Here is a 25,623-nt window from a genome sequence, read left to right as displayed (position 1 = left end):
AAAAATATTCTGCAAAAAGCACGTTTTTCTTAGTTGAATGTAGTTGACAGTTTGTGACGAAATTGTGTACACTGAAATTGACATAAAGTTGTCACAAAGAGGAAAAATAAATGTTCACGAACAGAGGGGTGCTTTTATGTTTGGTTTAAACATTTTATTAGTTGCTTTCGCATGTGTTACGATCCCACTTGTTGTTGCTTCAGTGATGTTAGACATTTTTTATGCAGAAAAGAAACAAGTTCGTTTTTCATTACGCCGTACATCTATGTGGTATTCCTGTATGTTTGCTTTATCATTTATACCGTCAGTCTTATACATGACACTAAAATAGATATATCTTTAATTTGAATAATCATTTAGGGGTAATTGATTATTTAAAATTATAGTAGCAGCTACAATATTGCGTTGTAGCTGTTTTTAATTTCTCTGAAGAGAATTGCGGATGAGCCGAGAAAATTATGTAATATTGTTCATTTTATTGTAATAGTAAAATAGTAAATATTATGTGGTTTTTCAACTGGTAACATTGACTACTTTTACCCATTGTGTTAATTTGAGGAGGAAAAAGATGGGCAAATCTACTGAAAGGTAGAGACGCAAAGCTACAGATCTAAGGTAATAAATACTAGGATGGCTGAGCTGCAAAGGAGTACTAGTTAAGTATATATATTGCTAGTCATATTCTTTGATGCCTGTTTCTTTTGAAATAGGTTCTTTTTTTTGCCAAAAATACGATAAAGGAGGAAGTAATAATCATGAAGTTGTTTAAAAATGTTTCATTAAAAAACAAACTTTTACTAACGGTTTCTATTATTGTTTTGCTTCTAATTGCTATTATTACTACGCAAAGTATTAGAGAATTAAACAATCGAATGTCTGTTGATTTAGAACAAGAGTTGAAAAGTGTTGGTTTATTGACAGCTATGAATCTTGATAGTAATGAGGTTAAAGATTTATTGACTGAAAAGGGAGAGACTAATGCTGAATTTAAGAAAATTCAAAAGCAACTCGATAAGATCCAAGAAGAACAAGGTATTATGAGTTGGAGCTATATTTGGGATGTGAAGGACGCAGGTGGCGTTAACCCGATCGGCTATACATCTAATTTGAATGATGTCTATGAAGCGGGTGAAATCTTTACTGATTTAGCAGATGAACATGTAAAAACAGCTAAATTGGCAATTAAAAATAATAGCACTGCTGTAACTGATATTTTCGAAGATCCTTATGGTTCATGGCGAACTGTGTTTACCCCTATTAAAGATGACAATGGCAAGCTTATTGCGTTATTAGGTATCGATTATTCCGCGGACTACATAAATACCATCATTAAAACAAGTGTCATAAAACAAATTGTTATAGCTGTTATTGGAATTTTACTTCTATTAGTTTTACTCTACATAATTATTGATCGTCTATTAAAACCACTTAAGAAAGTAGTGAACGCTGCAAATCAAGTAGCGAATGGGGAATTAGTAAATGTAGATTTAGAAATAACGAAGGACGAAATCGGAAATTTATCTAAATCTATTAATACGATGGTTTCGAATTTACAACATATCATTTTAAATATTAGAAATACATCTGACAACGTTTCTTCTGCTGCTAATCAGCTAACTGTTAATGCAGCGGAAACATATAACAGCTCAACAACTATTGCTCAAGACATGGGACAAATCACGCAAAACGCTGAGGCTTCAATGGTAATGACTGAGGAAACAGCTGCTGCTATGGAAGAAACAGCGACAGGCATCCAGCAAATTGCTGACTCTGCTAATACGGCCGCTGAATCATCTATTTCTGCTTCGCAAGCTTCAGAACGTGGAAATCATGTTGTTCAGCAAGTCATTGCACAAATGGAGTTGATTAATGATTCTGTTGAACAAATCGGTACAACAATAAACGGATTACATATCAATACGAAAAAAATTAGCGATATCGTAAATCTTATTACAGCCATAGCAGATCAAACAAATCTACTAGCATTGAATGCGGCAATCGAAGCTGCTAGAGCTGGAGAGCATGGGAAAGGCTTCGCGGTTGTCGCTGATGAGGTTAGACGATTAGCGGAACAATCATCTCAATCTGCAACGGAAATATACAATTTAATTAGTACTATTCAAGCTGATTCTAACGCCTCTATCACGGTTATGGAAAAAGGGAAAGAAGATGTAAAGGCTGGTATGGAGTTTACAAACGAAGTAGGAGAAATCTTTAAAGAAATTCTCACTTCATCAGAAGAAGTTGCAAGTCAGATACGTGAAATTTCAGCTGCATCTCAACAAATTTCAGCTTCTTCGGAGGAGGTAGCAGCATCTGTTAATAATATTAAGCAATCTGCGGGGCAGTCATCTGAATTCTCAGCGAATGTGTCAAATGCAACACAAGAGCAATTGACGACCATGCAAGAGGTGAAAGAGGCATCTTCTTCATTAGGAAAAACAGCAGAAGAATTACAGGTACTTGTAGCAAAATTCAAATTGGAGAACGGTCAATAATGGAAATTAATTTTAAAGGAAAAAATGTACTAATTACGGGTTCAAGTAAAGGAATCGGCAAAGCCATTGCTTTAGGCTTTGCCGAGCAAGGAGCCAATGTATGTATCAATTATATTGGTGATGATAACGAGGCAGAAGAGGTTCGTGCACAAGCAGAAAAGTTTGGTGTACAGGCTATAAAATTTAATGCAGATGTATCGAATTCACAGCAAGTTCAAGCTATGTATCAATATTTGGACAAACAGTTAGGTGATATTGATATTCTTGTCAATAACGCTGGTTTCGCACAGGCTTCAAGTATTACGGATTTAACAGATGAGCAGTGGGATAAAATGATTAAAGTTCATCTATATGGTTGCTTCTACAATTGTCGAGAAGCAGCAAAAAGAATGAAAGAACGAAACAACGGAAAAATTATTAATATTTCTTCTGATATTGGTAGTTTAGGTTGTGAGGAATTTACGCATTATTCTGCTGCAAAGGGTGGCATTAATGCATTTACGAAGGCTTTGGCACGAGAGTTAGCACCTTCAATACTAGTCAATGCAGTAGCTCCTAGTGGTACATTTACAGACATCCTAAAGGAATTCGGAGAGAATTATGTAGAGGAAGAGTCTGCTAAATATCCGTTAAAACGATTAGCTCAACCAGAGGAAATCGCAAAGACTGTGTTATTTTTAGCTTCAGAAAATGCGAATTTCTATACAGGTCAAGTGTTAACGCCTAATGGCGGAGTCGTTATGAACGGTTAATGTGAAAAACTAAGGAGCAATACAATGTTAAATATAATCATCTTTAGCTTATACTTAATTTTTATTTATTACATTGGGTATAAAGGATACAAACGAGTTAATACTGCAGAGGATTTAATTGTTGCTGGGTGGAGCATGCCTTTATCTGTTGTCACAGGAAGTCTAGTGGCGGCCTTATTAGCAGCCCCATTCTTCTTTGCAGCAGTAGGCTCTAGCTACACAAGTGGCGGCTTTGAAGGTTCAGCGACAATGGGCGGTTTAGGGACTTGTATGATTCTTGGAGCACTCATTTGGACGAAGCCTTTACGTAGATTAAAAGGCTGGACATTAGCAGACTACTATGGATTAAGATATGGTAGCAAAAAGCTAGGTGCTTATACAGGCGTCGTCATGGCGATTGCCTTCGGTGTCTTTAATGCAGCGGCGTTAACAGTTGGAGGCACGTATATCATTCAGCAGCTGTTGCAAATTGATTTCGTTCCAGCAGCATTACTCTTTGTATCATTAACAGCCCTATATTCTGTTATTGGTGGCTTATGGGCTGTAGCCTATACGGAAATTGTTCAGGGAGCACTTGCAGTAGCGGGGATAGTAGGGATCACAATTTTTATCTTATTCTATTACCCTGATGTAACATTTAACCCGGAGTGGTGGAATATTAGTGAACTCTTCAATAAGGCTGGAGCAGAGTTTTGGACGCTATATCTTGTGTTAGCACTTGGTGATATTCCGGCAGTGGACTTAGGACAAAGGGTAGCCGCGGCTAAAAGTCCAAAAGTAGCACAGCGCAGTATGATTATAGCTGGAACTATTATTATCGCGATCAGCTGGATTCCGGGTATGTTAGGAGAAGCGTTCAAAACGATTTATCCTAATAGTACAAACCCAGAGACGTTAATGCTTGCCTTTGCTCAAGGATATTTCCCTCCATTATTAGCAGCCATCTTTTTAACAGCAATGGCAGCGATGGGGATGTCTACTGTAGCCGCGTGTTATGTTGCGACTTCAGGAATTATCACAAAAAACATTTATTTAGACTTTATTAATCGTAACCCAGATCCTAAAAAACTATTAAGATTTTCAAGACTTATTATTATTTTAAGCGCTTTGCTAGGCTTAGTTTTAGCGGTCAGCTTCCAGAAAGTAATTGATTTAGCATATTTGGCATGGGATATTGTCTTCGTGACGATTTTCTGGCCAATCGTTTTAGGGCCGTTTTGGAAGCGAGTAAGTACACCTGCAGTTTGGGCTAGTATAACTGTCGGGTTAGTTTATTACACTATTACATCTTTAACACATGTGCCTAGTCTTACAATCCAATCAAAAGGATTTTTAGGTTTGTTAAATGAACTGTGGCAAGCACCTGTTTTCTCAGGCGTTGTGATTACAGGTATTACAATTGTTATTGTAAGTTTGATTATTCCACCTTCGCAACATGTTCTCGAGATGCATAAAATTGAAAAAGATAAGACTTTAGACAATGTAGGCAGTAAAGAGGAATTAAAGGAACATTCAAATTAATAATTATTTATAAATAAAAATAGAAACATTTACAATATACAATATAAACATATGTTCTAAAAAGAAAAGAGCACTTCATTCCTCCCACCTTTGGAGAAGTGGGCTCCCTGAAGCTCACTTCTGTGATATTGCTTCACAAACTAATCTACTTGCATTAAATGCTGCGATTGAAGCAGCTAGAGCTGGTGAATCTGGAAAGGGCTTTGCCGTAGTAGCTGAAGAAGTTAGAAAGCTCGCGGAGCAATCAGAAAAATCAGCGAATAGTATATCAAATTTGATTTCCAAAATAAATGAGGATACGAGCTTAACGGTGCAAACGATGAATGTTGTAACAGGAAATGTAGAAGATGGTTTACAAGCTGTTGAAGAAGCTGGAAAATCATTTGAAAGTATTCTCCAATCTATTCAGGGCGTAGTATCTCATACCAAACAAGTTTCTGTAACCTCAGAAGAAATGTCCGCATTTTCTGAGGAGATTACAGCAGGCGTTATGGAAACAACGATGCTAGCTAATAAGGCTGCAAAGGCAACAGAAAGTGTTGTAGAGCGTACGATGGAGCAAGAAAGCTACAATCAAGATATCCTCCATTCTATTTTAAAACTGAACAAAATGGCAGAAGAACTGGAAAAATCCGTTTCAAAGTTTGATGTAGACGCTAAAAACACAGATATTTCCCACAGAAATTAAGAATGAAAAGATAATCGTTAGAATAAAATTTCTATTAACATGGATGAAATAAACCTATCGATTATCTTTTTGAGGGTGGGATATGGATGAAAACCTTTTTTCTTGTATTTCTAGGAATGATCTATTTATTACTAGCAAAGTTAGTCGAAACGGCTATCTTTAGCAACGTCTATTTTTTAATTGGTTTAGGAGTATTAATAGCAGGAATTATTCGATATGTTAAAGAACGATATATCTATAACAATAGATTAAATGAAATGAAAGAGGCAAGTGAGGAGGAGCTTATGGCTATCCCTCATACGCATTGCATTATCTCAAATGATTGTTTAAACGCTTTATTACTAAATGAACCTACAAATACACTTTTTCTCGTAAGTAGAGAAGATTTAGAAGAAGATTTGATTAAAAAAGAAATCTCATTCAATAAAATATATGAAGTTGCTATAGTAGAGGACGAAATGTATATTGCTAGGACTAGCAATAGTTTAATAAGTGGTTCATTACTTGGTGAAGATCTGGATATAGAAGAAGAGGAATCCGATGAAGAGGACCCTGAGGATAACACTGTGACTCAATTGACGTTGAAGATTGTAGCTGATAACTTATCTGATCCTATTCTAGAATATGTTTTTCTAGATAACGGTGAGCCTATTTCAAGAGAAGAGGATGAGTATCAAGAAGCGTTAGAGTTATGTGAGGAATGGTTTCAGAAGATCAGTGTTATTATCAAACGCTATGAGCTTGAAAGGGTACCAATTAGACAGTGGCAATAAACTAATATGTAGTAAAGAAAGCTATCTCGAACGTAATGTCGAGATAGCTTTTTAGCTTTTAGGATAATCTAGAGTAATGATCAGGTATCATCTTAAAGTGATCGGGTGAGCGTGAGAAGTGATCAGGTATCGTCTCGAAGTGCTCGGGTGAGCGAAAGAAGTAATCCGGTATCACTCCGAACTGCTCTGGTGAGCCAGAGCAGTGGTCAGGTAACACTCCAAAGTGCTCGGGTGAGCCAAAGAAGTAATCAGGTACCGCTCCAAAGTACTCGGGGTACCAAAGAAATCTCCGTTAGAGACCCAACACGCCACGTTCTCCAAATTAAGAATCCGAACCGAACTTTAAATTTTAAACTGCTGTAATTGGATATTTAGCTCTTCAGCCATACCAGCGAGTTGATTTGCACTCCTTGAAATTTCCTCCATAGTAGCGGCAGTTTCCTCTACAGTTGCTGTTGTTTGTTCTACACCAGCCGCAGACTCTTGAGAAATAGAAGCCATTTCATCAACAGAGACGTTGATAGACTCGGAATTTTGAGCGACTTTATTTAAATTACCTGAGATGGTATTTATGTTAAGAATCATTTCTTCAACGGCTTTCGAAATTTGGTCAAATGTTTCATTTGTTTGATTTAGTTGGGCGTTTCCTCTTTTTACTTCTTCATAGCCGGATTGCAGAGCGGTTGTTACATTGCCAGTTTCTCCTTGAATACGGTTGACGATTGTTGAAATATCAGTGACAGAGAATTGTACTTGTTCTGCTAGCTTCCGAACTTCATCGGCTACAACTGCAAAACCTTTACCATGCTCTCCTGCACGAGCTGCTTCGATGGCAGCGTTTAAGGCAAGTAAATTTGTTTGATTTGAAATATCATCGATGACAGAAACAAGCTTGGAAATTTCAGCAGACTGCACATTTAAGCCTTCAACTTTTTTCACTGAATTTAACACAATCTCATTAATAGCTGCCATTTGTTGTGTTGATTGTATCATTAAGTCTTTACCAGTTGTTGTTAGTTCTTGTACATGACTTGAATGTTCTTTTAATTTAACGCCTTCCTGTGTTGTTTCATGAATGCTACGCTGGAAAGAAGACATTGTTTCGGCTAAATCACCTGCTGTAGATGCTTGTGATTCTGTGCCAGAGGCTAACTCCTGCATAGTCACGGTAATTTGTTCTGTACCTGATTGCACTTCATTCGAAGATTGGGCCAGCTCTTCGCTACTAGCTGCTACTGTTTCGGAAACAATATAGATTGAGCTAATCGTTTGTTTTAATTTTTCATTCATTTCATTGGCGGAAATCATTAATTGACCAATCTCATCACGATGAGTTATTGGAAGTAGTTCATGTTGCAAATGGCCATCCGCTAATTCGCTCATGCGCTTTGAGACAATCGTAATAGGCTTGGAAATATCTCTAGCAGTGACAATAGCGATTAGGACACCTGCGATTATCAATACTATGCTAACAATCAGTCCGACTGTTTTATTGCTTAAACTGGTAGAGACTACGTCATCTCCTACCTTAGTAATGGCATCGGAGCGTTTATCGGCCAATTCTTCATAACCAACACGAACTTCGGTTACGAGATTATTGATAGCTGTTAAATTTTTTAATGCTAATTCTCTATCCCCTTTTTTATAAACATCGAATACTTCGGTATTTACGCGATTGCTCCATGTACGTGCCATTTCTACTAGTGCCGCACGCTCAGGCGTATTTTCGTATTTTTCAACTATACTATTACTTTCCTCAGCAATTTGACGATATTCATTAAAAGTTTCTATGTATTTTTCATCACCTGATACAACATAACTTAAAGCTGCAGAGAGACGAACACTCATAGACATTGCTAGATTCTTACTTGCAGTTAAGACTTGTAAATCTTCTTTCACTAAACCTTCTGCTTGTTTTTCCATCTTATTATTAGAAATGTAGCTATAGGTTGTATAACAAACAACTAGTACTAATAAAAGAATAAATGCACTTAATATTCGAGCTTTAAGTGTTTTAAACTGAAAAATACCTTTCATCTTTTCCCACCCTTTGCTAAATGGTCTCTAAAATATAATTGTTATAGTACAAATATTATTTTATAACTAAATCTTTACATAAATAAGCCCTTTTAATGGAAAAATGAAAAATAGTTTTTTAGTACAATAATATTTTGGTGTTAATGGGGTAGGTAGTTAAAAATATATTGTCTAATATGCAATTGTGAAGTTTTTTTAATATTTTTATGTATTTTTTCCTACTTGAGAAAAAGCACTTGCTGCACAAGTGCACCAAGCGCTCTAAATATTTGGTGTTTGAACACCCACTGAAAAGAAAACACATCTTCACCTCGCCATTTTTCAGCCGAGTCGTAATTGATTATTGTTGTTTTGCTTTTTTAGCTAGTCGTTCCCATTGTAGTAGTGATGGATATGGATCAAATGCCCATTCTGTACGTCCATTGAACTTATAAATGCCATAGTGAAGATGAGGCGGGAATTTTCCGGACGTTCCTTCTTTACCGTAGCCAGAACTACCAACATAACCGAGAACAGTTCCAGGCTCGACAAAGTCGCCTACTTTAATCTTCTTATTATAACTACCGAGATGGGCATAATAATGATATGAGTTATGATTATCACGAATTCCTATGCGCCAACCACCAAATTGGTTCCACCCTTTTATTTCCACTACTCCATAAGAGGTAGAAAGTACGGGAGTACCATAGCTAGCGAAAATATCTGTTCCTTCATGAATACGGCGTCCACCCCAGCCCCTATTGTCTCCCCATGTACTCCGATAACTGTAATCGTAATTAGTAGGAATTGGGAATGTGTGGGCATCGAGCTCAGTTGTTTTGAAATGACTATACATTTTGGAAATGGCGAAGATTTGATTTACGGCTTGTTCACTTCCGTAATATTCCCATAAAGCTAATTTAAAGTCCTCATCAGTTGTTCCGAATTTACTTAAAAATGTAGCCATGGAGAAAATTATATCGGCATCATCCTTTGGGCTGGCAACTCCGTCACTATTGCCATCTAGGCCCATCCCGCCAAAGTAACTAATTGTTTCTGGACGAGTATCATCTCGTACAGGATTTAAAGCACCTGACCAATATTCATCAGAAAATTGAATGGCAATGATACCATCCCGTTTCGGAATATCTTTGCGAACGGATTGTAAATTTCGTTCATATTGGTCAATGGCTGCTAAGAAATGCCATGGGATAAGTAATTCATCAAATTGTACGTAATAGGCCATACGTTGTTGCACAATTTCTTCTTGGGTGGGTTCTTCTTTTGCTAAAGCAACAGAGGGGAGAGTAAAACTCCATAATAACATCCATGATAAAAGGAATATAAAATGGCGATTCAATAGTGGACCTCCTTTCTAACGTTAGAATAACCGAATTTTTTATCTTCATTCAGCACTTTTTGTGGGAAAATGAAGCGGTAGAAATGAGCAATTTTTTGTGATAAAAACGGGCACATAGCGTAGGTTGATTTCCGTTCCGACTGGGCGCTTTGTTGCTACCGCTTCGCTTTCGCACAGATAAAACATTTGTAGCTGACGCTTTGCTTTCGCTACAGGGCAGAGCTTCCTGGGGGCGTCCGATGAGCCGCTTGGGGCAACGCGATGTTGGTCACGAAGGCGTTATCACAGGACGTGATGGTTTTAGCCTTCGTTCCCCTATGCGCTCGCTCCAGGGTCTCATCTGTGACGCTAATCCCCAAGGAGTCGCCCAGTCTCCACTTCAATCAACTTATTCTCAAGTAGTATCTTTTAACAAATGTCATCCTAACTTTGGTGATGAAACAATAAAACGTCAGGTGAAACGAGTAAGTTTAAAACATTCTTTTTGTTTGACTTTGAATTCCTTTATTCTGTAGGAAAAAAATTATAGGCAATAAGAAGAAACTTCAACAAAGAAAAAGTATTGGGTATCATAATGCCATTTCCTTCATACTATGTTATAAATCAAGCCCTGAATGGAGGGAAGGCTATCAACATTTTAGATAAAGTGAAAAGCTATCGCGAAGAAGAAAATCGGCTAAAGTGGGAAGGTACATTTGCAGATTACTTAAACATCATCAAGGAAAGACCTGAAGTTGCTCAAACAGCCCATTCACGCGTCTACAATATGGTAAAAAATGCTGGTGTAGAGGAACGCGATGGGCAAAAAATGTATGAATTTTTTGGGCAAGAAATTTTTGGGCTTGAAACAGCCATTGAAAGACTGGTGGAGGAATATTTCCATCCAGCAGCGCGAAGATTGGATGTTAGAAAACGTATTTTGTTATTAATGGGACCAGTAAGTGGTGGTAAATCAACGATAGTGACCTTGTTGAAACGTGGACTCGAACAATTTTCGAGAACAGATGAGGGTGCAGTTTTCGCAATTAAGGGATGTCCAATGCATGAGGATCCTCTACATTTAATTCCACATCATTTGCGTAATGAATTTTTTGAGGAGTATGGTATACGAATTGAAGGAAGCTTATCGCCTTTAAATACGATGCGTCTTGAAAAGGAGTACGATGGACGTATTGAAAATGTAATGATTGAACGTATTACTTTTTCTGAAGACAAACGTGTGGGCATAGGAACATTTACGCCATCAGATCCAAAATCACAGGATATTGCAGATTTAACAGGTAGTATTGATTTCTCAACAATCGGAGAATTTGGTTCAGAATCTGACCCCCGTGCTTATCGCTTTGACGGGGAGTTAAATAAGGCAAACAGAGGTATGATGGAGTTCCAAGAAATGTTAAAGCTCGATGAAAAATTCTTGTGGAATTTATTATCTTTAACACAGGAAGGTAATTTTAAAGCAGGTCGATTTGCATTAATTAGTGCAGATGAATTAATTGTTGCGCATACGAACGAAACAGAGTATCGTTCATTTATTTCAAATAAAAAGAATGAGGCGTTACATTCACGTATTATTGTCATGCCGATTCCGTATAACTTAAAAGTTAGTCAGGAAGAATTGATTTACGAAAAAATGATTAAAGAAAGCGATATGTCACATGTTCATATTGCGCCGCATGCATTGAAGGCCGCAGCAATCTTTTCGGTTCTAACAAGACTAGAAGTACCGAAAAAACAAGGTGTGGATCTTATAAAAAAAATGCGACTGTACGACGGAGAAAATGTGGAGGGATTTAATTCCGTTGACTTAGAGGAGCTTAAAAAAGAGTTTCCGAACGAAGGCATGAACGGTATAGATCCACGATATATTATTAATCGTATTTCTTCTGCAATTATTCGAAAAGAGATACCATCTATTAATGCGTTAGATGTTCTGCGTGCACTAAAGGATGGGCTTGACCAGCATGCTTCCATTTCTCAGGAAGATCGAGAAAAATATATGAACTATATTGCAGTTGCTCGAAGAGAGTATGATGAAATTGCCAAAAATGAAGTGCAAAAAGCATTTGTTTATTCGTATGAAGAGTCTGCAAAAACATTGATGAATAATTACCTCGATAATGTAGAGGCGTTTTGTAATAAAAATAAAATTTTCGATCCATTGACTGGTGAGGAAATGAATCCTGATGAAAAATTAATGCGCTCTATTGAAGAACAAATAGGTATTTCGGAAAATGCGAAAAAGGCATTCCGTGAGGAGATATTAATTCGTATTTCTGCTTATGCTCGAAAAGGTAAGCGTTTTGACTATAATTCTCATGAAAGATTACGAGAAGCAATACAGAAGAAACTATTTGCGGATCTTAAGGATGTCGTGAAAATTACAACATCTTCAAAAATGCCGGATGAATCACAGCTGAAGAAGATTAATGAGGTTGTAGCAAGACTTGTTGATGAGCATGGCTATAATACAACGTCTGCTAATGAATTATTGCAGTATGTAGGTAGTCTGTTAAATCGTTAGTGGCTTTAACCTATTCAGTGGAAACTATAAGACTATTGATAGGAATGAATAGGAGTGTCCCATTTTAGGGCACTCCTTTTATCTTCATATAAGTTCAAGAAAGCGAATGACTAGCATAGTATAGAAAAAGCGAATTTGATAGATGGGTGAGGATAAAAATGACTGAAAACGAAAATAAACGTTTTGCCATTTCTCAGGAAAATTGGTCCCTCCATCGTAAAGGGCACCAGGACCAGCAACGGCATATGGAAAAAGTAAAAGATGCGATTAAGAATAATTTACCGGATTTAGTTAGTGAAGAAAGCATTGTCATGTCCAATGGTCGCGAGGTAATTAAAATACCTATACGTTCACTTGATGAATATAAAATTCGATATAACTATGATAACTCCAAACATGTTGGGCAAGGTCAAGGAGACAGTAATGTAGGTGATGTGGTTGCGCGTGATCCCAGCAGAGGCAATCAGGCTAATGGTCAAGGAAAAGAAGCTGGTGACAAGCCAGGTCAGGATTATTATGAAGCTGAAGTAAGCATTGAAGAGGTTCAAAATGTGTTATTTAACGAGCTTGAGCTACCAAACCTACAGCAGAAAGAAAAAGCGGATATTAAGACGGAAAAAATTGAGTTTAACGATATTCGGAAAAAAGGTTTAATGGGAAATGTCGATAAAAAGCGCACAATCCTTAATGCGCTAAAGCGTAATGCTATTCAAGGAAAAGCAGAAATTACGCCGATTCATAATGATGATCTGCGTTTTAAAACGTGGGACGAAGTGGAAAAACCTGAATCGAAGGCAGTGGTCCTTGCTATGATGGATACAAGTGGCTCGATGGGCTCCTTCGAAAAATATTGCGCAAGAAGTTTCTTCTTTTGGATGACAAAATTTTTGCGCTCCAAGTATGAGACAGTGGAAATTGAATTTATTGCGCATCATACCGAGGCAAAAGTAGTGACAGAAGAGGAGTTTTTTACGAAGGGAGAAAGCGGTGGAACGATTTGTTCATCTGCCTATATAAAAGCATTGGAACTAATTCGGGAAAAGTATAATCCTGCTCGCTATAATATTTATCCAGTACATTTTTCAGATGGTGAAAATATATCGATGGATAATGAAAAGTGCTTGAAGCTAGTGGGAGAGTTAATGGATGTATCGAGCATGTTTGGATATGGTGAAGTCAATCAGCATAACCGCTTCTCTACACTTATGTACACTTACAAAAAAATAGATGACCCTAAATTTAGATATCATATTTTGAGAAAAAAAGGCGATGTGTACGATGCCTTAAAGAGCTTTTTCAAAAAAAATGAATCTTAAATCATGTTCAAAGGAGGGGGCAGAAAAGTGGAGATGAACGAACTTGAACGAGCAATTGATGAAATTACAGAAATTGCCTCAAGCTTTGGCTTAGATTTCTTTCCAATGCGCTATGAAATTTGTCCGGCAGATATTATTTATACATTTGGCGCATATGGTATGCCTACTCGATTTTCACATTGGAGCTTCGGTAAACAATTCCACAAAATGAAGCTTCAATATGATTTAGGGCTAAGTCAAATCTATGAGCTAGTGATTAACTCAAACCCATGTTATGCATTTTTACTAGATAACAATACGTTAACACAAAATAAATTGATTATTGCGCATGTATTGGCACACTGCGATTTCTTTAAAAATAATGTACGCTTCTCCAATACTAGAAGAGATATGGTGGAGAGTATGACTGCAACAGCTGAACGGATAGCTGGCTATGAAAGAGAATATGGAAAGGAAGAGGTCGAACAGTTTTTAGATGCGGTTTTAGCGATTCAGGAGCATATCGATCCTTCCCTTTTACGACCAAAATTGTCTTGGAATACGGAGGATGAACTTGAGGAGGAAATTCATCAAGCAAAATCACCGTATGATGATCTCTGGCGTTTAGACGATAAGGAAAAAGAGTATAGATCGGTAAGGCGAAAAATAAAGCACTTCCCACCAAAGCCAGAAAAAGATTTATTGCTATTTTTAGAGGAGCATAGTCGGGAGCTCGAGGACTGGCAGCGAGATATATTAACGATGATGCGTGAGGAAATGCTTTATTTTTGGCCACAATTAGAGACAAAAATAATGAATGAGGGCTGGGCTTCCTTTTGGCATCAACGCATCATGCGTGAGCTTAAGTTAACAACAGCGGAAACGATTGAATATGCGAAATTAAATGCAGGTGTTGTGCAGCCTTCAAAAACATCCATTAATCCTTATTACCTTGGTGTGAAAATTTTCGAGGATATTGAGAACCGCTATAATCATCCAACGGAAGAGATGAGAAAGCTAGATGTTCAGCCAAACTCAGGTCGAGAGAAAATGTTTGAGGTTAGAGAGATAGAGTCGGATATATCCTTTATCCGTAACTATTTGACGAAGGATTTAGCAAGACGTGAAGATCTTTATTTGTTCCAGAAAAAGGGCAGTGAATACCGTATTACAGATAAGGAGCATGAAATGGTTCGAGATCAGCTCGTATCGATGCGTGTAAACGGGGGATTCCCATATATCGTCGTTAAAAACGGAGATTACCTTCGTAACGGAGAGCTCTATTTAGTACATGGCTACGAGGGAATGGAGCTCGATCCACACTACTTAGAAAACGTTTTGCCATATATTTATCAGCTATGGGGTCGTCCTGTACATCTAGAAACAAATGTGGATGGAAAGCCAATGCTTTATTCATATGATGGTACAAAAAATTATAAACGCAATGTGTGAGACATGGTTCCTTGGTGGATAATCAAAACAAAAACTTCTATCTGTTGGTATGAAATACCCCTACAGATAGAAGTTTTTGCAGTTCAGAAAATAAAGGTTCATCGCCATGATTTCCGTTCCGACTGGGCGCTTTGTTGCTGACGCTTCGCTTTCGCACAGATAAAACAATTGTAGCTGACGCTTCGCTTTCGCACAGATAAAACAATTGTAGCTGACGCTTCGCTTTCGCACAGATAAAACAATTGTAGCTGCCGCTTTGCTTTCGCACAGATAAAACAATTGTAGCTGCCGCTTTGCTTTCGCACAGATAAAACAATTGTTGCTGGCGCTTCGCTTTCGCTACAGAAAACAATTGTAGCTGCCGCTTTGCTTTCGCTACAGAAAACATTTGTTGCTGACGCTTCGCTTTCGCACAGAGCAAAGCTTCATGGGGACGTTTGATGATCCCAATAAACTTTATTCGTTGTTATTTTCCTCTAACAATGGAGAGGACTCATTTTCATCTTCACTACTTTCACTATGATTCGAAGATGAATGGATATCGCTGTCGATCACTCTACTGTCTCTTACTTTTATGCCTTGTTGTCCGCCAGCTTCATCATTATCGTCACCTGCAATACCGCTTCTACCGTTTCCATCGGCGAATTGGGAGTTTATATTTCTAGTACTGCCGTGTATGGCATTTTGACCGCCTTGGTTGGCATTAGTACCTACATCCTTATTTATCTTCATTCAGGAGAAGATTCTCACCTATGAAGATGGTGAGATGAATGCGGATGTGATTCCTTTTCAATGGATGTTCAAACACCTCCTGAATGAAGATAAAGCCTCCGGCGGATGTCACGGATTTTCAAAGGAATGAATTGTGCGGGCACAATTCAAAATCCGGACGCAATTACGCCAAGGCGAAATTGATTGGTCCGCCACCTTCAGCCCTTTGTTCAAAATGGATTTCTTTATTGCCGATATTAATAGTAAGATGGATGGTAATATGATTTTTAGATGAATCCTTTGAATGTTCATTATCAGGCATAATTTTCACCTCCTTCATTTTAGCATTACTATTAAGTTATTAATTTTTCTCTAGCTTACTTGTTCATGTAGCCCTAAGATGTATAAATAATGTGAGGGGATGGAGACTGAAAAACTGTTCCTTATCGTAAAGTTTGATAAAATGAATAGGATTTGAATATAAGAAGAACTGGAACGGTGAATCAACGTTGAGAACATTTAAAAAGGTTTATATAGAAATAACGAGTGTCTGTAATTTAGCATGTAGCTTTTGTCCGCCAACTGCTCGTGCAAAGGGACTTATTAAAGTAGAACAATTTAATAAAATATTGGATGAAATACGTCCTCATACGAAATATATTTATTTGCATGTAAAAGGAGAGCCGCTTTTACACCCACGTATTGATCAATTACTTGATGCAGCACATGAGAAAGGTTTTAAAGTTAACATTACAACGAACGGTACGCTAATTAAAAAGAATCGTGAAAAGATACTAGGGAAACCAGCCTTACGTCAAATCAATTTTTCTTTGCATAGTTTCGACGGCCATGAGGGATCGGAAAATCGTGAGAAATATTTAGGGGATATATTAGATTTTGTGCGTGCTTCGAGAGACTATAAGACGATTATTTCATATCGTTTATGGAATTTACAAAAGGATAGTGTAACGGATATTGCGGCACGAAGAAATCGTGAAACGCTTGAAATTCTAGAAAATGAATATAATCTTGATTATCGCATCGAAGAAAAAGTGCAGCCCGGTAAAGGTGTAAAGATTGCTAATAATATTTATTTAAATCAAGATCATGAATTCAAGTGGCCAAGCTTACTGGAGCCGGAGGATGAAGGCAAAGGTTTTTGTCATGCCCTACGAAGCCAAGCCGCTATTTTAGTGGATGGTACAGTAGTGCCTTGCTGTCTTGATGGTGAGGGCGTTATTAATTTGGGGAATGTGAATGAGAAATCCTTTACAGACATTGTTCAAGGAGAACGTGCAAATAATATTATCGACGGATTTTCACGTAGAGAAGCAGTAGAAGAGCTATGCAGAAAATGTGGCTATCGTCAAAAGTTTGGAATGTAATAGAAAGATCCATTTGGTTGTAGACTAAATGGATTTTTTATATGGTTAAAACAATGGCATGCCACCAGGATAGAACAGGTTCATCATCAAAAATTTTGGATGACATTTGATAAAATAATTTGTAGTTAGCCGTCAAACAGCTCCAACGTCATTGACTATTGGAGCTGTTTTTCTTTGATTGTGAATCAATAGTATCTAAAAAATCCTTCGTAATACGTACTACGTATTTCACTTCGTCTAAATTGCGCTCCCTTAATACTGAACGATGTATATCAAGCACAAGGTTCTTTTCTTCAATATCAGTAACACCAGATAATTTTTGAAAATTAAAAAGCTCCTCAGGTGCAATATCTAATGCTTTCATCAGTGTTTCTAAAGTGCTTAATGTAATATTAGATTGCCCGTGTTCAATGTTTGAGATTCGTCCTTTACTAAAACCTAGTTTCCCCGTTTTTTCTGCTACTTCTTCCTGACTAAGCCCCTTGGAAACCCTAATAATACGGAGTTGTTCGCCTACTAGCTTTAAAAAGTCTGACATATGATTCACCTCTATGTAAAAAGCTAGTGAAAAACATTAAAAATGCCTATACCATTATAGTGGTATAATAGATTTAATGTTACATTAAAATGGTACAATGATTGGTAGTAAGTTTTTATTGAGAAAAAAGACTTATGAAAAATAGTGTTGATGATTCCAGTAGCTTGTTTTAGGGTATAACTAATTAAGTTGAGGATTGGAGGATTCAGGCATGGTAAAGCGTTATCGATTAGATGAAGTTGCTAAAATAGAAGAGGGGAAAATAGTACCGAAGAAAAAGTATTTTACAAACGTCGGAGTACCCCTAATTACAGCAGAAAATTTAAAAAAGTTAATGCTAAATGGTGATATTGAACAATTACCAAAAGTTAATAATACATTTAAAAAACATTTTAAGTGTGCACCAGTACCAGCTAAAACCATCATTCTTACTAAAGCTAATTTGAAGGAAACAAATAAATATATTTATCAATGCGAAACTGAAACATGTATTGCAAATGATATCGTCGCTATTATTCCAAATGAAACAATTATTTTAAGTGATTATTTATTACACTTTCTTAGATGGTATCAAATTAATAAAGAATGGCATCATTTGTACCATATATCCATTGATATTCCGATGATAGATAACCAACACAGAAAGGTGCAAATTTTAAATAAGATTCATCTTTTATTAAAAAATAAAGAGTCTTTGATGATAGCAGTAGAGGGGCTACCACAGCATTTTAACAATTTTTCAATGCAAATAGAAAATCACTCACAAAATTTACAACATGGGTTTAATCGGGCTCAGCATATTTACAATATAATGCTACATAAAATTTTTAAGGGTGAGCTTAAATAAAGTAAAAAGGTTCTTCATCCGCACTGGAATCGGATAAAATGAATTTAGTCGGTGTAAAGGCAAAAACCCCTTACACCGACTTTTATCAATTATGCCTCGGCATAATTGCGTCCGGAATCGGCTTTGTACTTGCACAAAGAACTCCTTTCCGATTCCGTGACATCCGCCGGAGGCTTTAACTTCTTTCAGCGGATGTTGGGACATCTGCTGAAAGAAGTTAAATTTCGATAATTATAGGTAAAATCATTGGTTTTCTTTTTGTTTGTGTAAATAGATATTGACCGACAGCTCTTTTGATTTCTCTTTTTAAGACATGGATTGGCTGCTTACTTTCTTCCTGAAGCTCATTTACCGTTTCTTTGACGAGAATATTTACTTTCGTTAAAAGCTCCTCAAAGTCTTTGGCATAAACAAAGCCCCGCGAAATTGTATCCGGTTCTGAAATAAAGGCACCATCTATTTTATTAAGTGTTATAACGATAACGAGCATACCGTCTTCTGATAGCTGTTTGCGATCTCGTAAAACAATTCCTTCGACTTCACCGATACCGATACCGTCGACATACGTATCACCTGAAGGAATTTTACGTGTTTGCCTAGCCATTGCATTTTCAATATCAACAACATCCCCGTTTTTCATAATAAACGTATGCCCTCTTTTGACACCAACGGACTCAGCTAACAAACGGTGCTGATGTAACATACGGAATTCACCATGAATCGGAATGAAAAATTTGGGCTTCATTAGCGTCAGCATTAGTTTTAAATCTTCCTGGTAGCCATGACCTGAAACGTGCATACCGGTATGACTGGCCGAGCCATAAATAACCTTTGCACCTAGCTGGAACAAATTATCAACGATGCGTGATACACCCTTTTCATTCCCTGGAATAGGGGATGAAGCTAAAATAACTGTGTCATCAGGTAAAATTTTGACTTCACGATGATTTCCATTTGCTAAGCGAGAGAGTGCAGCTAATGGCTCACCCTGACTACCCGTACATAATACAACAACCTCTTCGGGTGGAAGATATTTCACCTCACGTGCATCTATTAACATATCCTCTGGAATGTTTAAATAGCCTCGCTCAAGCGCAACATCTACAACATTCACCATACTCCGCCCAAGTAATGCAAGTTTTCTATTTGTAGTAATCGTTGCATCTACAATTTGCTGTATGCGATTAACATTAGAAGCGAAAGTAGAGATAACGATTTTACGCTCAGCATGTAAAAATGCATCTTCTATATGACTACCGACAAGCTTCTCTGAAGGAGTTAAACCAGGTCGTTCGGCATTCGTACTTTCAGAGATAAGTACTAATACGCCTTCTGATCCTATCTCAGACATTTTATGAATATCTGCAAACTGATTATTGACAGGCGTTAAATCAAATTTAAAATCTCCGGTGTGTACTATATTGCCTTCAGGTGTATTCATAACGATTCCTAAGCAATCAGGTATACTATGGTTTGTTCTAAAGAAACCAACATCAACTTGTCCGAAATTTAATGATGAATCAGAACGAATTTCAATTAACTCAGTCTCTCTTAAAAGCTTATGTTCTTTCAACTTTAGCTCGATTAAACCAAGAGTAAAGCGTGTTGCATAAATAGGGACATTTATTTTTTTTAACAGATAAGGGATACCGCCGATATGATCCTCATGTCCATGTGTTACAATTAATGCTTTGATTTTTTCTTTATTTTCCAGTAGGTACGTAATATCAGGAATTATTAAATCGATACCTAGTAGGCTTTCGTCTGGAAATTTAGCGCCACAGTCGATAATTAAAATATCATTCCCATACTGTACTACATACATATTTTTTCCAATCTCATTAATGCCACCTAAGGCGAAAATCGATAACATATTGTCTTTTGTGGACAAGCCTATTCCCTCCTAATTTTTCAGTATGTTCCTTTAATGAAAATTCAGCATTAGTAGTATAGCTTTAAGCGTTTCATCCTATACGAAAAGACAATTTTAGGTTAAGCATTAATATTAGATTTTCATGAAGAATAGAATAGAGGAACGTATAGAATAAAGGAGATGTGACTGGTTGTCGAATTACTTACAGCATGCGATGTTTGAACATAGGTTTTGGCTAAGGATACTGAAAGACCATTCTCAATTTATTCATGATTCCTTGTATCCATCGGAAACAGAGGATATCAAAAGAGCGAGCGCATTTATTCTTCAATTTTCTCAGCTTCTTGCCTATGTAAATTCGATAGAAGCCAATAATGCGGTTTCCTTCTCACTTACAGTCGATGAAGCTGTAGAACAACTAAAGCAATTTAAATTTTATTTGCTTAGAAAGCAATTAACGGGAAATATTAATACCCATCTACCACCTACCTTTTTTAATCATATGGTGAATGAATTAGAGGAGTATCAAAATGTACTTAGCTATTTGAAGAAGGGGGAAGTCCCGCCAATCTTTCATGAGCTACATCATCACTTACTCTGGCTGTTAGATGCATCAGGACATGCAGGTATCATTCATGACGATTTGGATGGTGTAGAAAGAAGATTGAGACAAAAAAGTACTACCTTTGCTCAACATTTTGAAGAGTTTTATTTAAAAGCAGTAGAGCTTACAGGATACTTGCGTTCAAATATAGACTCATTTCCCGCATTAACTCGTTTTAATCATGATGTGGATATAGAAATGGGATTATTCAAAACTTTTTTACGGGAGTTAGAGGAGATGGAGTTAAGTGCAGAAGTATTAGGTACATTTACAGCTCTAATGGCGGATCATATGCTAAGAGAGGAGCAATACTATTTATCGAAGCTTGCACAATCTAGAGGCGAAGGTTAATTTCACTAAAGAGGTCTCTTTAGCAAAGTGAGAGGTTGATTTCCGTTCCGACTGGGCGCTTTGTTGCTGACGCTTCGCTTTCGCACAGTTAAAACATTTGCCGCTGACGCTTCGCTTTCGCACAGTTAAAACATTTGCCGCTGACGCTTCGCTTTCGCGCAGAGCAGAGCTTCCTGGGGGCGTCCGATGAGCCGCTTCGCTGCAGGCTCTCATCTGTGACGCTGATCGCCAAGGAGTCGCCCAGCCTTCACTCCAATCAACCACTTCACATAGCGTGTATCTTCTGGCACGTCACCCTGGATGTTGGCATAAAAAGTGAAGGCAACCTGAGATTTTCAGGTTGCCTTTTTTATTCCGATAAATCAGCATAATGTTCCGATAAAACTAAAAAACATTCCGATAAAATCTTAGGAATGTTTTTAGTCTGAATTATGATGATTGTAAGCGCCTAACTTAAAGAGTGGAGGCTACTCGGCTTCACTCACGTTGTTGAATTTTAAGGATGAATAAAAACGCCAGTACCGATTGGGACAATGCTTGCAAGCTCTTCGACATCCTTATTATGCATACGAATACAACCCCGTGAAACGGCATGACCGATAGAGCTAGGATTATTAGTTCCATGAATACCATAATGCTCTTTCGATAAACTCATCCACATTGTCCCAAACGGACCACCGGGATTTGGAGCTTTATTAATGATTATAAAATTTCCAGTAGGTGTATCATGTAACATCCTACCAACCGCAATTGGGTATTGCTTTTGAAGAATATTATCCTTATATAACCGTAGCCATCGATTTTCCGTAGAAATATCTATTCTATAAGGAATAGTATTTGGATTAGGAAATCCAGGTATAACAATTTGTTGTCCTAAATAAATTACATTCGGATCTAACCCAGGATTAGCAGCCATTATGGATGATAACGGTGTACGATAATTTCTAGCTATTTGAGCCAAAGTTTCTCCTGCTTTAACTGTATGAATCAAATTTATCACCTCCAATAGATTAAGGCTCATCTCCAAAAGTTGGGGATGATATTTGTTAAAACGAATGTCGTTTCGAAAGCGCCAAGTCGGAACGGAAATCAACCCACGCTATGGTGATGTGCCTAAAATAATTTCATTTATACAGGTTATGCCGTGGATATAGAAAATACCTTTAACTTCTTTCAGCAAACACCTGTACCTGTACCTGTACCTGTAGATACGCTTTCGTGCAAAAAACATCTGCAGGCCTAAACCATAAAGCCAATTCCAGACGTAATTATGCCGAAGCATAATTGATTTTTCATAAGGATAGCTACTGTAGTTAGTTGGATATGATAAGCAGTAACAAACTATATCCAGTAATCGAGGAGTTATTTATGAAAGAATTTAAAATTACTTATTTTTTTGATGAAATGCATTATGTACGGAGATTTATCCATATCGAATCACAGGAAAAAGCAGAGGCATTAGTTCGCAGCGAACGAGATCAATATATATCCTTTACAGATAGTAGAGGGATGTATCATGAGCTGCATACAAGAAATGTTCGGGTCATTCAAATATCTGAATATCATCGTATCGATAAAAGTGCGAAAACGAAAGGTACATGATTTGTCCAATATTGCACATGCTACAGGTAAAGGAGTGAGCAAAGATGGACATAGAAAACATACCACATGAGAAAAAAATATTTATGAATTTAGCAAGCAAGAACAAGCCAGACATGGTCGAATCAGATACAATAAGTCTTTTCGATTTACACGAAGATATGCAAACGGTTGATGCTATACCGATTAAGGAACTCAATAAAAAAGTAGAACGAGAAGGCGATGAATTGATCGAATTGCAGCCTGATGAATTATAGAAGGTAGGGATTTATATGACTGACCATAATGAAGCTCAGTTTACTTCTGCTGGAACAGATATTAATGAAGTAAAAAGAGAAAATGCAGAAGGTGGTTTATCATACAACGAAGTGAAAAAGCTACTAGCCCAAAGAGGTGGGCATGGTACGGAAATATATAGTGATACAGATGTCGAAGAAGTAAAGCAACAGATTCATGGGAAAAAGCAATAAGCTAATTGGGGAGGAGTATGAAATTAAGTACTCCTCTATTTTCTATTTAGATGAAAAAAATCACTGATTAAAATACAGCTTTATTTTACAATGAAAAGTAAATGTAAGGAGGTGTGCGAATGGAGGAAAAACGTTGTCCGTTATGTGGACAAGAAAATCATTGTGGGGTAGTAAATGGGCAAAAGGATTGCTGGTGTATGACAAAGAGTTTCCCTAAAGAAATCCTTGAAGAAGTACCTAAAGAGCAATGTATTTGTCAAAAGTGCTTGGATACATATAAAAAAGATTAAACGATTTCGGTATTAAAAATACTTCAATGCTGTTACGAAACAATAGAGATCAGTTGGTACAATTGTCTACCGCACAACAACCTATCGGACATATATTACTCTGAAAGGAGTGTGTCTAATGACTAAACCAGTTGTACTCAGTAATGTAACAAAGGTTTATTTAGAGGAAAACCAAAGGATCCTCGATAAAATGATGCAGGGCATGACCTATGTGACCATAACATGTAGTATTTCAGAAAATTTTATTAAGCAAATATTACCGCATCAAGTAGCTGCTATTAAATTGTCGGAAAACGTTTTGCGATACACCACGAATATACTTGTACAAAATCTCGCGTTAGAAATAATAGCAACAAGTACGGAAACTGTTGAATGCCTCGAAGCGATACAAAATAGATGCTGTATCGTACAAAATTCGGAATGTGAATTGTACGAATATATGTGTGCTTATAAAGAAATTACTGGGGCTATGTTCCAAGCAATGAGTTTACCGCCAGTTTCCAATAATATTAATATAAACTTTCTGCGAACAATGATTGTTCACCATCAGGCAGGCGTTCGACTAGCGCAAAACGTTTTAAGGTTCTGTATTTGCCAAGAATTAATACCAATCCTTCGAAATATGATTCAAACTATGTGCGATCGTATTTGCGAAATGGAAAAATTACTAGATGCTTTAAAGGATTGCGAGAATTGCTAGTTTGAATTTAACATTTATAAAGTGAAAAAACGCTAGAGTCGAAGTCGATTTTAGCGTTTTTTTTGTGACTACAATGTATATCAGCGAAACTCAACTCTTGATGAAAAATAATCAAACATTCTCAACAGAAGGAGCGCACATAAATGTTACTGTTCGTTTATTACTATCGTAAAGACACCATTCTCGATGATCAACAACCGATCCAACATTGATACCGTATTGCTTTTCTTGTAATGCGATTGGTTGGCCATAGCGAATACGAATAGGTAACTTTTTATTGCGATGATAAAGACCTGATTCATGACTATGTCCGAAGAAAAGAAGCGATTTATTAAATGGCGGAAATGTAGGCTGCCACGTCACACTCCATTTAAATTGATGTCCATGCATAAGTGTTGCACCATCAATCTCCATTGTCTCAGGTAGTTCTGTAAAACGTTCAATACCAGTTACACGTGTAATACGCTCTTCCTGATTGCCACGAATAGAGGGGAATGTTAGTAAATTTTCAAAATCATTTTCGACTATCGCAGCTTTTTGTAGCGGTATACCCGACATTGTTTGAGCCTTTTTCTTACTTACAGTACATTCGTATAAATCACCTAATCCCAATACCTTTGCATCTTTCGCAGATTGCTGAATATGGGCTAGAACTGCCTTAGTATCTTCTATATTAGAATGTAAATCTCCTAAAAGTGCGTACAACATTTTAATCAGGCCTTTCATCAATTATGCCTCGGCATAATTCCGTGACATCCGCCGGAGGCTTTAACTTCTTTCAGCGGGTGTCCAAACATCTGTAGCTGACGCTTTGCTTTCGCTACCAAAACATTTGCCACTGACGCTTCGCTTTCGTGCAGATAAACATTGTACCTGTCGCTATGCTTTCGGTTCAAAAGACATTTGCTGAAAGAAGTTATTCATTATACAAATATCATACACCTAACAGAAATTGATAGAAAAGTAAAATGTATAAATATATTTAGTTACATATGGATTATATTTCAGTTCATCACCATAACATCGAGTTGATTTCCGTTCCGACTGTGTGCTTTCCTAGAGGCGTCCTATGAGCCGCTTGGGCCAATAAATGTTGGTCACGAAGTCGTTATCCTAGGACGTAATGTATATAGCCTTCGTTCCACTATTGCTAATCCCAAAGAATCAGCAGTCTCCCTCCAATCAATTTTCCCGCATGACAAATACTTTAATAAAATGTCATCTCTAACTTTCGGTAATGAGTCTTATATTTTTTATGTGTAGAAAAATTGCCAACGTTTTCATAGATTGATAAAATATAATTGGAATTTTCTGATTTTTCCAGAACGATTCTACAGGGTATGAGGGAAATGAATTTTAAAAAATTTGGGGGGCTT

General features: G+C 37.1%; 26 protein-coding genes, 1 pseudogene and 1 riboswitch. Of the genes and pseudogenes, 18 read left to right on the top strand and 9 right to left on the bottom strand.

Annotated elements, in window-relative coordinates; genetic code table 11:
• Positions 1–136 precede the first annotated feature (136 nt).
• The 6 genes and pseudogenes from ACQKOG_RS15335 (at position 137) to ACQKOG_RS15310 (ending at position 6,232) form a co-directional block, all read left to right on the top strand.
• Positions 137–331, top strand: coding sequence for a hypothetical protein (locus ACQKOG_RS15335; protein ID WP_142510112.1), 195 nt, complete (start codon positions 137–139; stop codon positions 329–331).
• A 230-nt stretch (positions 332–561) separates the two neighbouring features.
• A riboswitch (cyclic di-GMP riboswitch) is annotated at positions 562–647 on the top strand.
• A 108-nt stretch (positions 648–755) separates the two neighbouring features.
• Positions 756–2,498 (top strand): methyl-accepting chemotaxis protein, encoded by a 1,743-nt coding sequence (locus ACQKOG_RS15330; RefSeq protein ID WP_370079228.1) that lies wholly within the window; start codon positions 756–758, stop codon positions 2,496–2,498.
• Positions 2,498–3,250, top strand: coding sequence for an SDR family NAD(P)-dependent oxidoreductase (locus ACQKOG_RS15325; RefSeq protein ID WP_402871373.1), 753 nt, complete (start codon positions 2,498–2,500; stop codon positions 3,248–3,250). The genes ACQKOG_RS15330 and ACQKOG_RS15325 overlap by 1 nt, the downstream gene beginning before the upstream one ends.
• A gap of 24 nt (positions 3,251–3,274) precedes the next feature.
• Entirely contained in the window at positions 3,275–4,771 is a 1,497-nt protein-coding gene (locus tag ACQKOG_RS15320; protein ID WP_427447245.1) for a sodium:solute symporter family protein, read from the top strand.
• A gap of 124 nt (positions 4,772–4,895) precedes the next feature.
• Positions 4,896–5,459, top strand: a pseudogene (locus ACQKOG_RS15315) (methyl-accepting chemotaxis protein); the annotation flags it as partial.
• A gap of 86 nt (positions 5,460–5,545) precedes the next feature.
• On the top strand, positions 5,546–6,232 hold the full coding sequence (locus tag ACQKOG_RS15310; protein WP_402871379.1) for a hypothetical protein: 687 nt from the start codon (positions 5,546–5,548) through the stop codon (positions 6,230–6,232).
• A gap of 342 nt (positions 6,233–6,574) precedes the next feature.
• Here ACQKOG_RS15310 and ACQKOG_RS15305 read toward each other — a convergent pair whose 3' ends face one another.
• Both ACQKOG_RS15305 and ACQKOG_RS15300 read right to left on the bottom strand, forming a co-directional pair.
• A complete protein-coding gene (locus ACQKOG_RS15305) occupies positions 6,575–8,269 on the bottom strand; it encodes a methyl-accepting chemotaxis protein (protein ID WP_370079238.1) in 1,695 nt (564 codons plus the stop codon).
• A 340-nt stretch (positions 8,270–8,609) separates the two neighbouring features.
• Positions 8,610–9,608 carry a M23 family metallopeptidase gene (locus tag ACQKOG_RS15300; RefSeq protein ID WP_370079240.1) on the bottom strand — a complete coding sequence of 333 codons (999 nt, stop codon included), beginning with the start codon at positions 9,606–9,608 and terminating at the stop codon, positions 8,610–8,612.
• A gap of 239 nt (positions 9,609–9,847) precedes the next feature.
• On the opposite strand from ACQKOG_RS15300, the gene ACQKOG_RS15295 reads away from it, so the two are divergent.
• The 4 genes from ACQKOG_RS15295 (at position 9,848) to ACQKOG_RS15280 (ending at position 14,879) form a co-directional block, all read left to right on the top strand.
• Entirely contained in the window at positions 9,848–10,123 is a 276-nt protein-coding gene (locus ACQKOG_RS15295) for a hypothetical protein (RefSeq protein WP_370079242.1), read from the top strand.
• Between the two features lie 113 nt (positions 10,124–10,236).
• The gene (locus ACQKOG_RS15290) at positions 10,237–12,132 is read left to right on the top strand and encodes a PrkA family serine protein kinase (RefSeq protein WP_370079369.1); all 1,896 of its coding nucleotides are present in this window, start codon (positions 10,237–10,239) and stop codon (positions 12,130–12,132) included.
• Positions 12,133–12,290: 158 nt separating this feature from the next.
• On the top strand, positions 12,291–13,448 hold the full coding sequence (yhbH, locus tag ACQKOG_RS15285) for a sporulation protein YhbH (protein ID WP_370079244.1): 1,158 nt from the start codon (positions 12,291–12,293) through the stop codon (positions 13,446–13,448).
• Between the two features lie 33 nt (positions 13,449–13,481).
• A complete protein-coding gene (locus ACQKOG_RS15280) occupies positions 13,482–14,879 on the top strand; it encodes a SpoVR family protein (protein ID WP_370079371.1) in 1,398 nt (465 codons plus the stop codon).
• 37 nt (positions 14,880–14,916) lie between these two features.
• On the opposite strand, the gene ACQKOG_RS15275 is transcribed toward ACQKOG_RS15280, so the two are convergent.
• The 3 genes from ACQKOG_RS15275 to ACQKOG_RS15265 all read right to left on the bottom strand — a co-directional run bounded on the left by ACQKOG_RS15275 (position 14,917) and on the right by ACQKOG_RS15265 (position 15,912).
• Positions 14,917–15,267: a hypothetical protein gene (locus ACQKOG_RS15275; protein WP_427447240.1), complete on the bottom strand. Its 351-nt coding sequence runs from the start codon at positions 15,265–15,267 to the stop codon at positions 14,917–14,919.
• A gap of 68 nt (positions 15,268–15,335) precedes the next feature.
• The gene (locus tag ACQKOG_RS15270; RefSeq protein ID WP_427447237.1) at positions 15,336–15,611 is read right to left on the bottom strand and encodes a hypothetical protein; all 276 of its coding nucleotides are present in this window, start codon (positions 15,609–15,611) and stop codon (positions 15,336–15,338) included.
• A 163-nt stretch (positions 15,612–15,774) separates the two neighbouring features.
• A complete protein-coding gene (locus tag ACQKOG_RS15265) occupies positions 15,775–15,912 on the bottom strand; it encodes a hypothetical protein (RefSeq protein ID WP_370079248.1) in 138 nt (45 codons plus the stop codon).
• A 187-nt stretch (positions 15,913–16,099) separates the two neighbouring features.
• Between ACQKOG_RS15265 and ACQKOG_RS15260 the strand changes: the two genes are divergently transcribed.
• On the top strand, positions 16,100–16,975 hold the full coding sequence (locus tag ACQKOG_RS15260; RefSeq protein WP_427447235.1) for a radical SAM/SPASM domain-containing protein: 876 nt from the start codon (positions 16,100–16,102) through the stop codon (positions 16,973–16,975).
• A gap of 148 nt (positions 16,976–17,123) precedes the next feature.
• Here ACQKOG_RS15260 and ACQKOG_RS15255 read toward each other — a convergent pair whose 3' ends face one another.
• On the bottom strand, positions 17,124–17,513 hold the full coding sequence (locus ACQKOG_RS15255) for a helix-turn-helix domain-containing protein (RefSeq protein WP_142510121.1): 390 nt from the start codon (positions 17,511–17,513) through the stop codon (positions 17,124–17,126).
• 211 nt (positions 17,514–17,724) lie between these two features.
• On the opposite strand from ACQKOG_RS15255, the gene ACQKOG_RS15250 reads away from it, so the two are divergent.
• Entirely contained in the window at positions 17,725–18,360 is a 636-nt protein-coding gene (locus tag ACQKOG_RS15250) for a restriction endonuclease subunit S (protein WP_370079252.1), read from the top strand.
• Positions 18,361–18,577: 217 nt separating this feature from the next.
• On the opposite strand, the gene ACQKOG_RS15245 is transcribed toward ACQKOG_RS15250, so the two are convergent.
• Positions 18,578–20,251 (bottom strand): ribonuclease J, encoded by a 1,674-nt coding sequence (locus ACQKOG_RS15245; RefSeq protein ID WP_370079254.1) that lies wholly within the window; start codon positions 20,249–20,251, stop codon positions 18,578–18,580.
• A 172-nt stretch (positions 20,252–20,423) separates the two neighbouring features.
• On the opposite strand from ACQKOG_RS15245, the gene ACQKOG_RS15240 reads away from it, so the two are divergent.
• Positions 20,424–21,188, top strand: coding sequence for a DUF2935 domain-containing protein (locus ACQKOG_RS15240; protein ID WP_370079256.1), 765 nt, complete (start codon positions 20,424–20,426; stop codon positions 21,186–21,188).
• Between the two features lie 496 nt (positions 21,189–21,684).
• Here ACQKOG_RS15240 and ACQKOG_RS15235 read toward each other — a convergent pair whose 3' ends face one another.
• The gene (locus ACQKOG_RS15235) at positions 21,685–22,179 is read right to left on the bottom strand and encodes a L,D-transpeptidase family protein (protein ID WP_370079258.1); all 495 of its coding nucleotides are present in this window, start codon (positions 22,177–22,179) and stop codon (positions 21,685–21,687) included.
• A gap of 377 nt (positions 22,180–22,556) precedes the next feature.
• On the opposite strand from ACQKOG_RS15235, the gene ACQKOG_RS15230 reads away from it, so the two are divergent.
• From ACQKOG_RS15230 to ACQKOG_RS15210, 5 genes are all read left to right on the top strand, one after another.
• Positions 22,557–22,790, top strand: a complete 234-nt coding sequence (locus tag ACQKOG_RS15230) for a hypothetical protein (protein WP_370079260.1) — start codon at positions 22,557–22,559, stop codon at positions 22,788–22,790.
• 44 nt (positions 22,791–22,834) lie between these two features.
• Entirely contained in the window at positions 22,835–23,044 is a 210-nt protein-coding gene (locus tag ACQKOG_RS15225; RefSeq protein ID WP_370079262.1) for a hypothetical protein, read from the top strand.
• A gap of 15 nt (positions 23,045–23,059) precedes the next feature.
• Positions 23,060–23,257, top strand: a complete 198-nt coding sequence (locus ACQKOG_RS15220) for a gamma-type small acid-soluble spore protein (RefSeq protein ID WP_370079264.1) — start codon at positions 23,060–23,062, stop codon at positions 23,255–23,257.
• Between the two features lie 119 nt (positions 23,258–23,376).
• Positions 23,377–23,547, top strand: a complete 171-nt coding sequence (locus ACQKOG_RS15215) for a cysteine-rich CWC family protein (protein ID WP_370079266.1) — start codon at positions 23,377–23,379, stop codon at positions 23,545–23,547.
• A gap of 118 nt (positions 23,548–23,665) precedes the next feature.
• On the top strand, positions 23,666–24,247 hold the full coding sequence (locus ACQKOG_RS15210; RefSeq protein ID WP_370079268.1) for a DUF305 domain-containing protein: 582 nt from the start codon (positions 23,666–23,668) through the stop codon (positions 24,245–24,247).
• A 111-nt stretch (positions 24,248–24,358) separates the two neighbouring features.
• Here the strand turns inward: ACQKOG_RS15210 and ACQKOG_RS15205 are convergent, their stop codons facing one another.
• Entirely contained in the window at positions 24,359–24,955 is a 597-nt protein-coding gene (locus ACQKOG_RS15205; protein ID WP_370079373.1) for a metallophosphoesterase family protein, read from the bottom strand.
• Positions 24,956–25,623: the final 668 nt, after the last annotated feature.

This window comes from Lysinibacillus sp. NPDC093216 (assembly GCF_050280325.1).
GTDB lineage: Bacteria > Bacillota > Bacilli > Bacillales_A > Planococcaceae > Lysinibacillus.
This window is presented reverse-complemented; position numbering and strand designations above follow the sequence as displayed.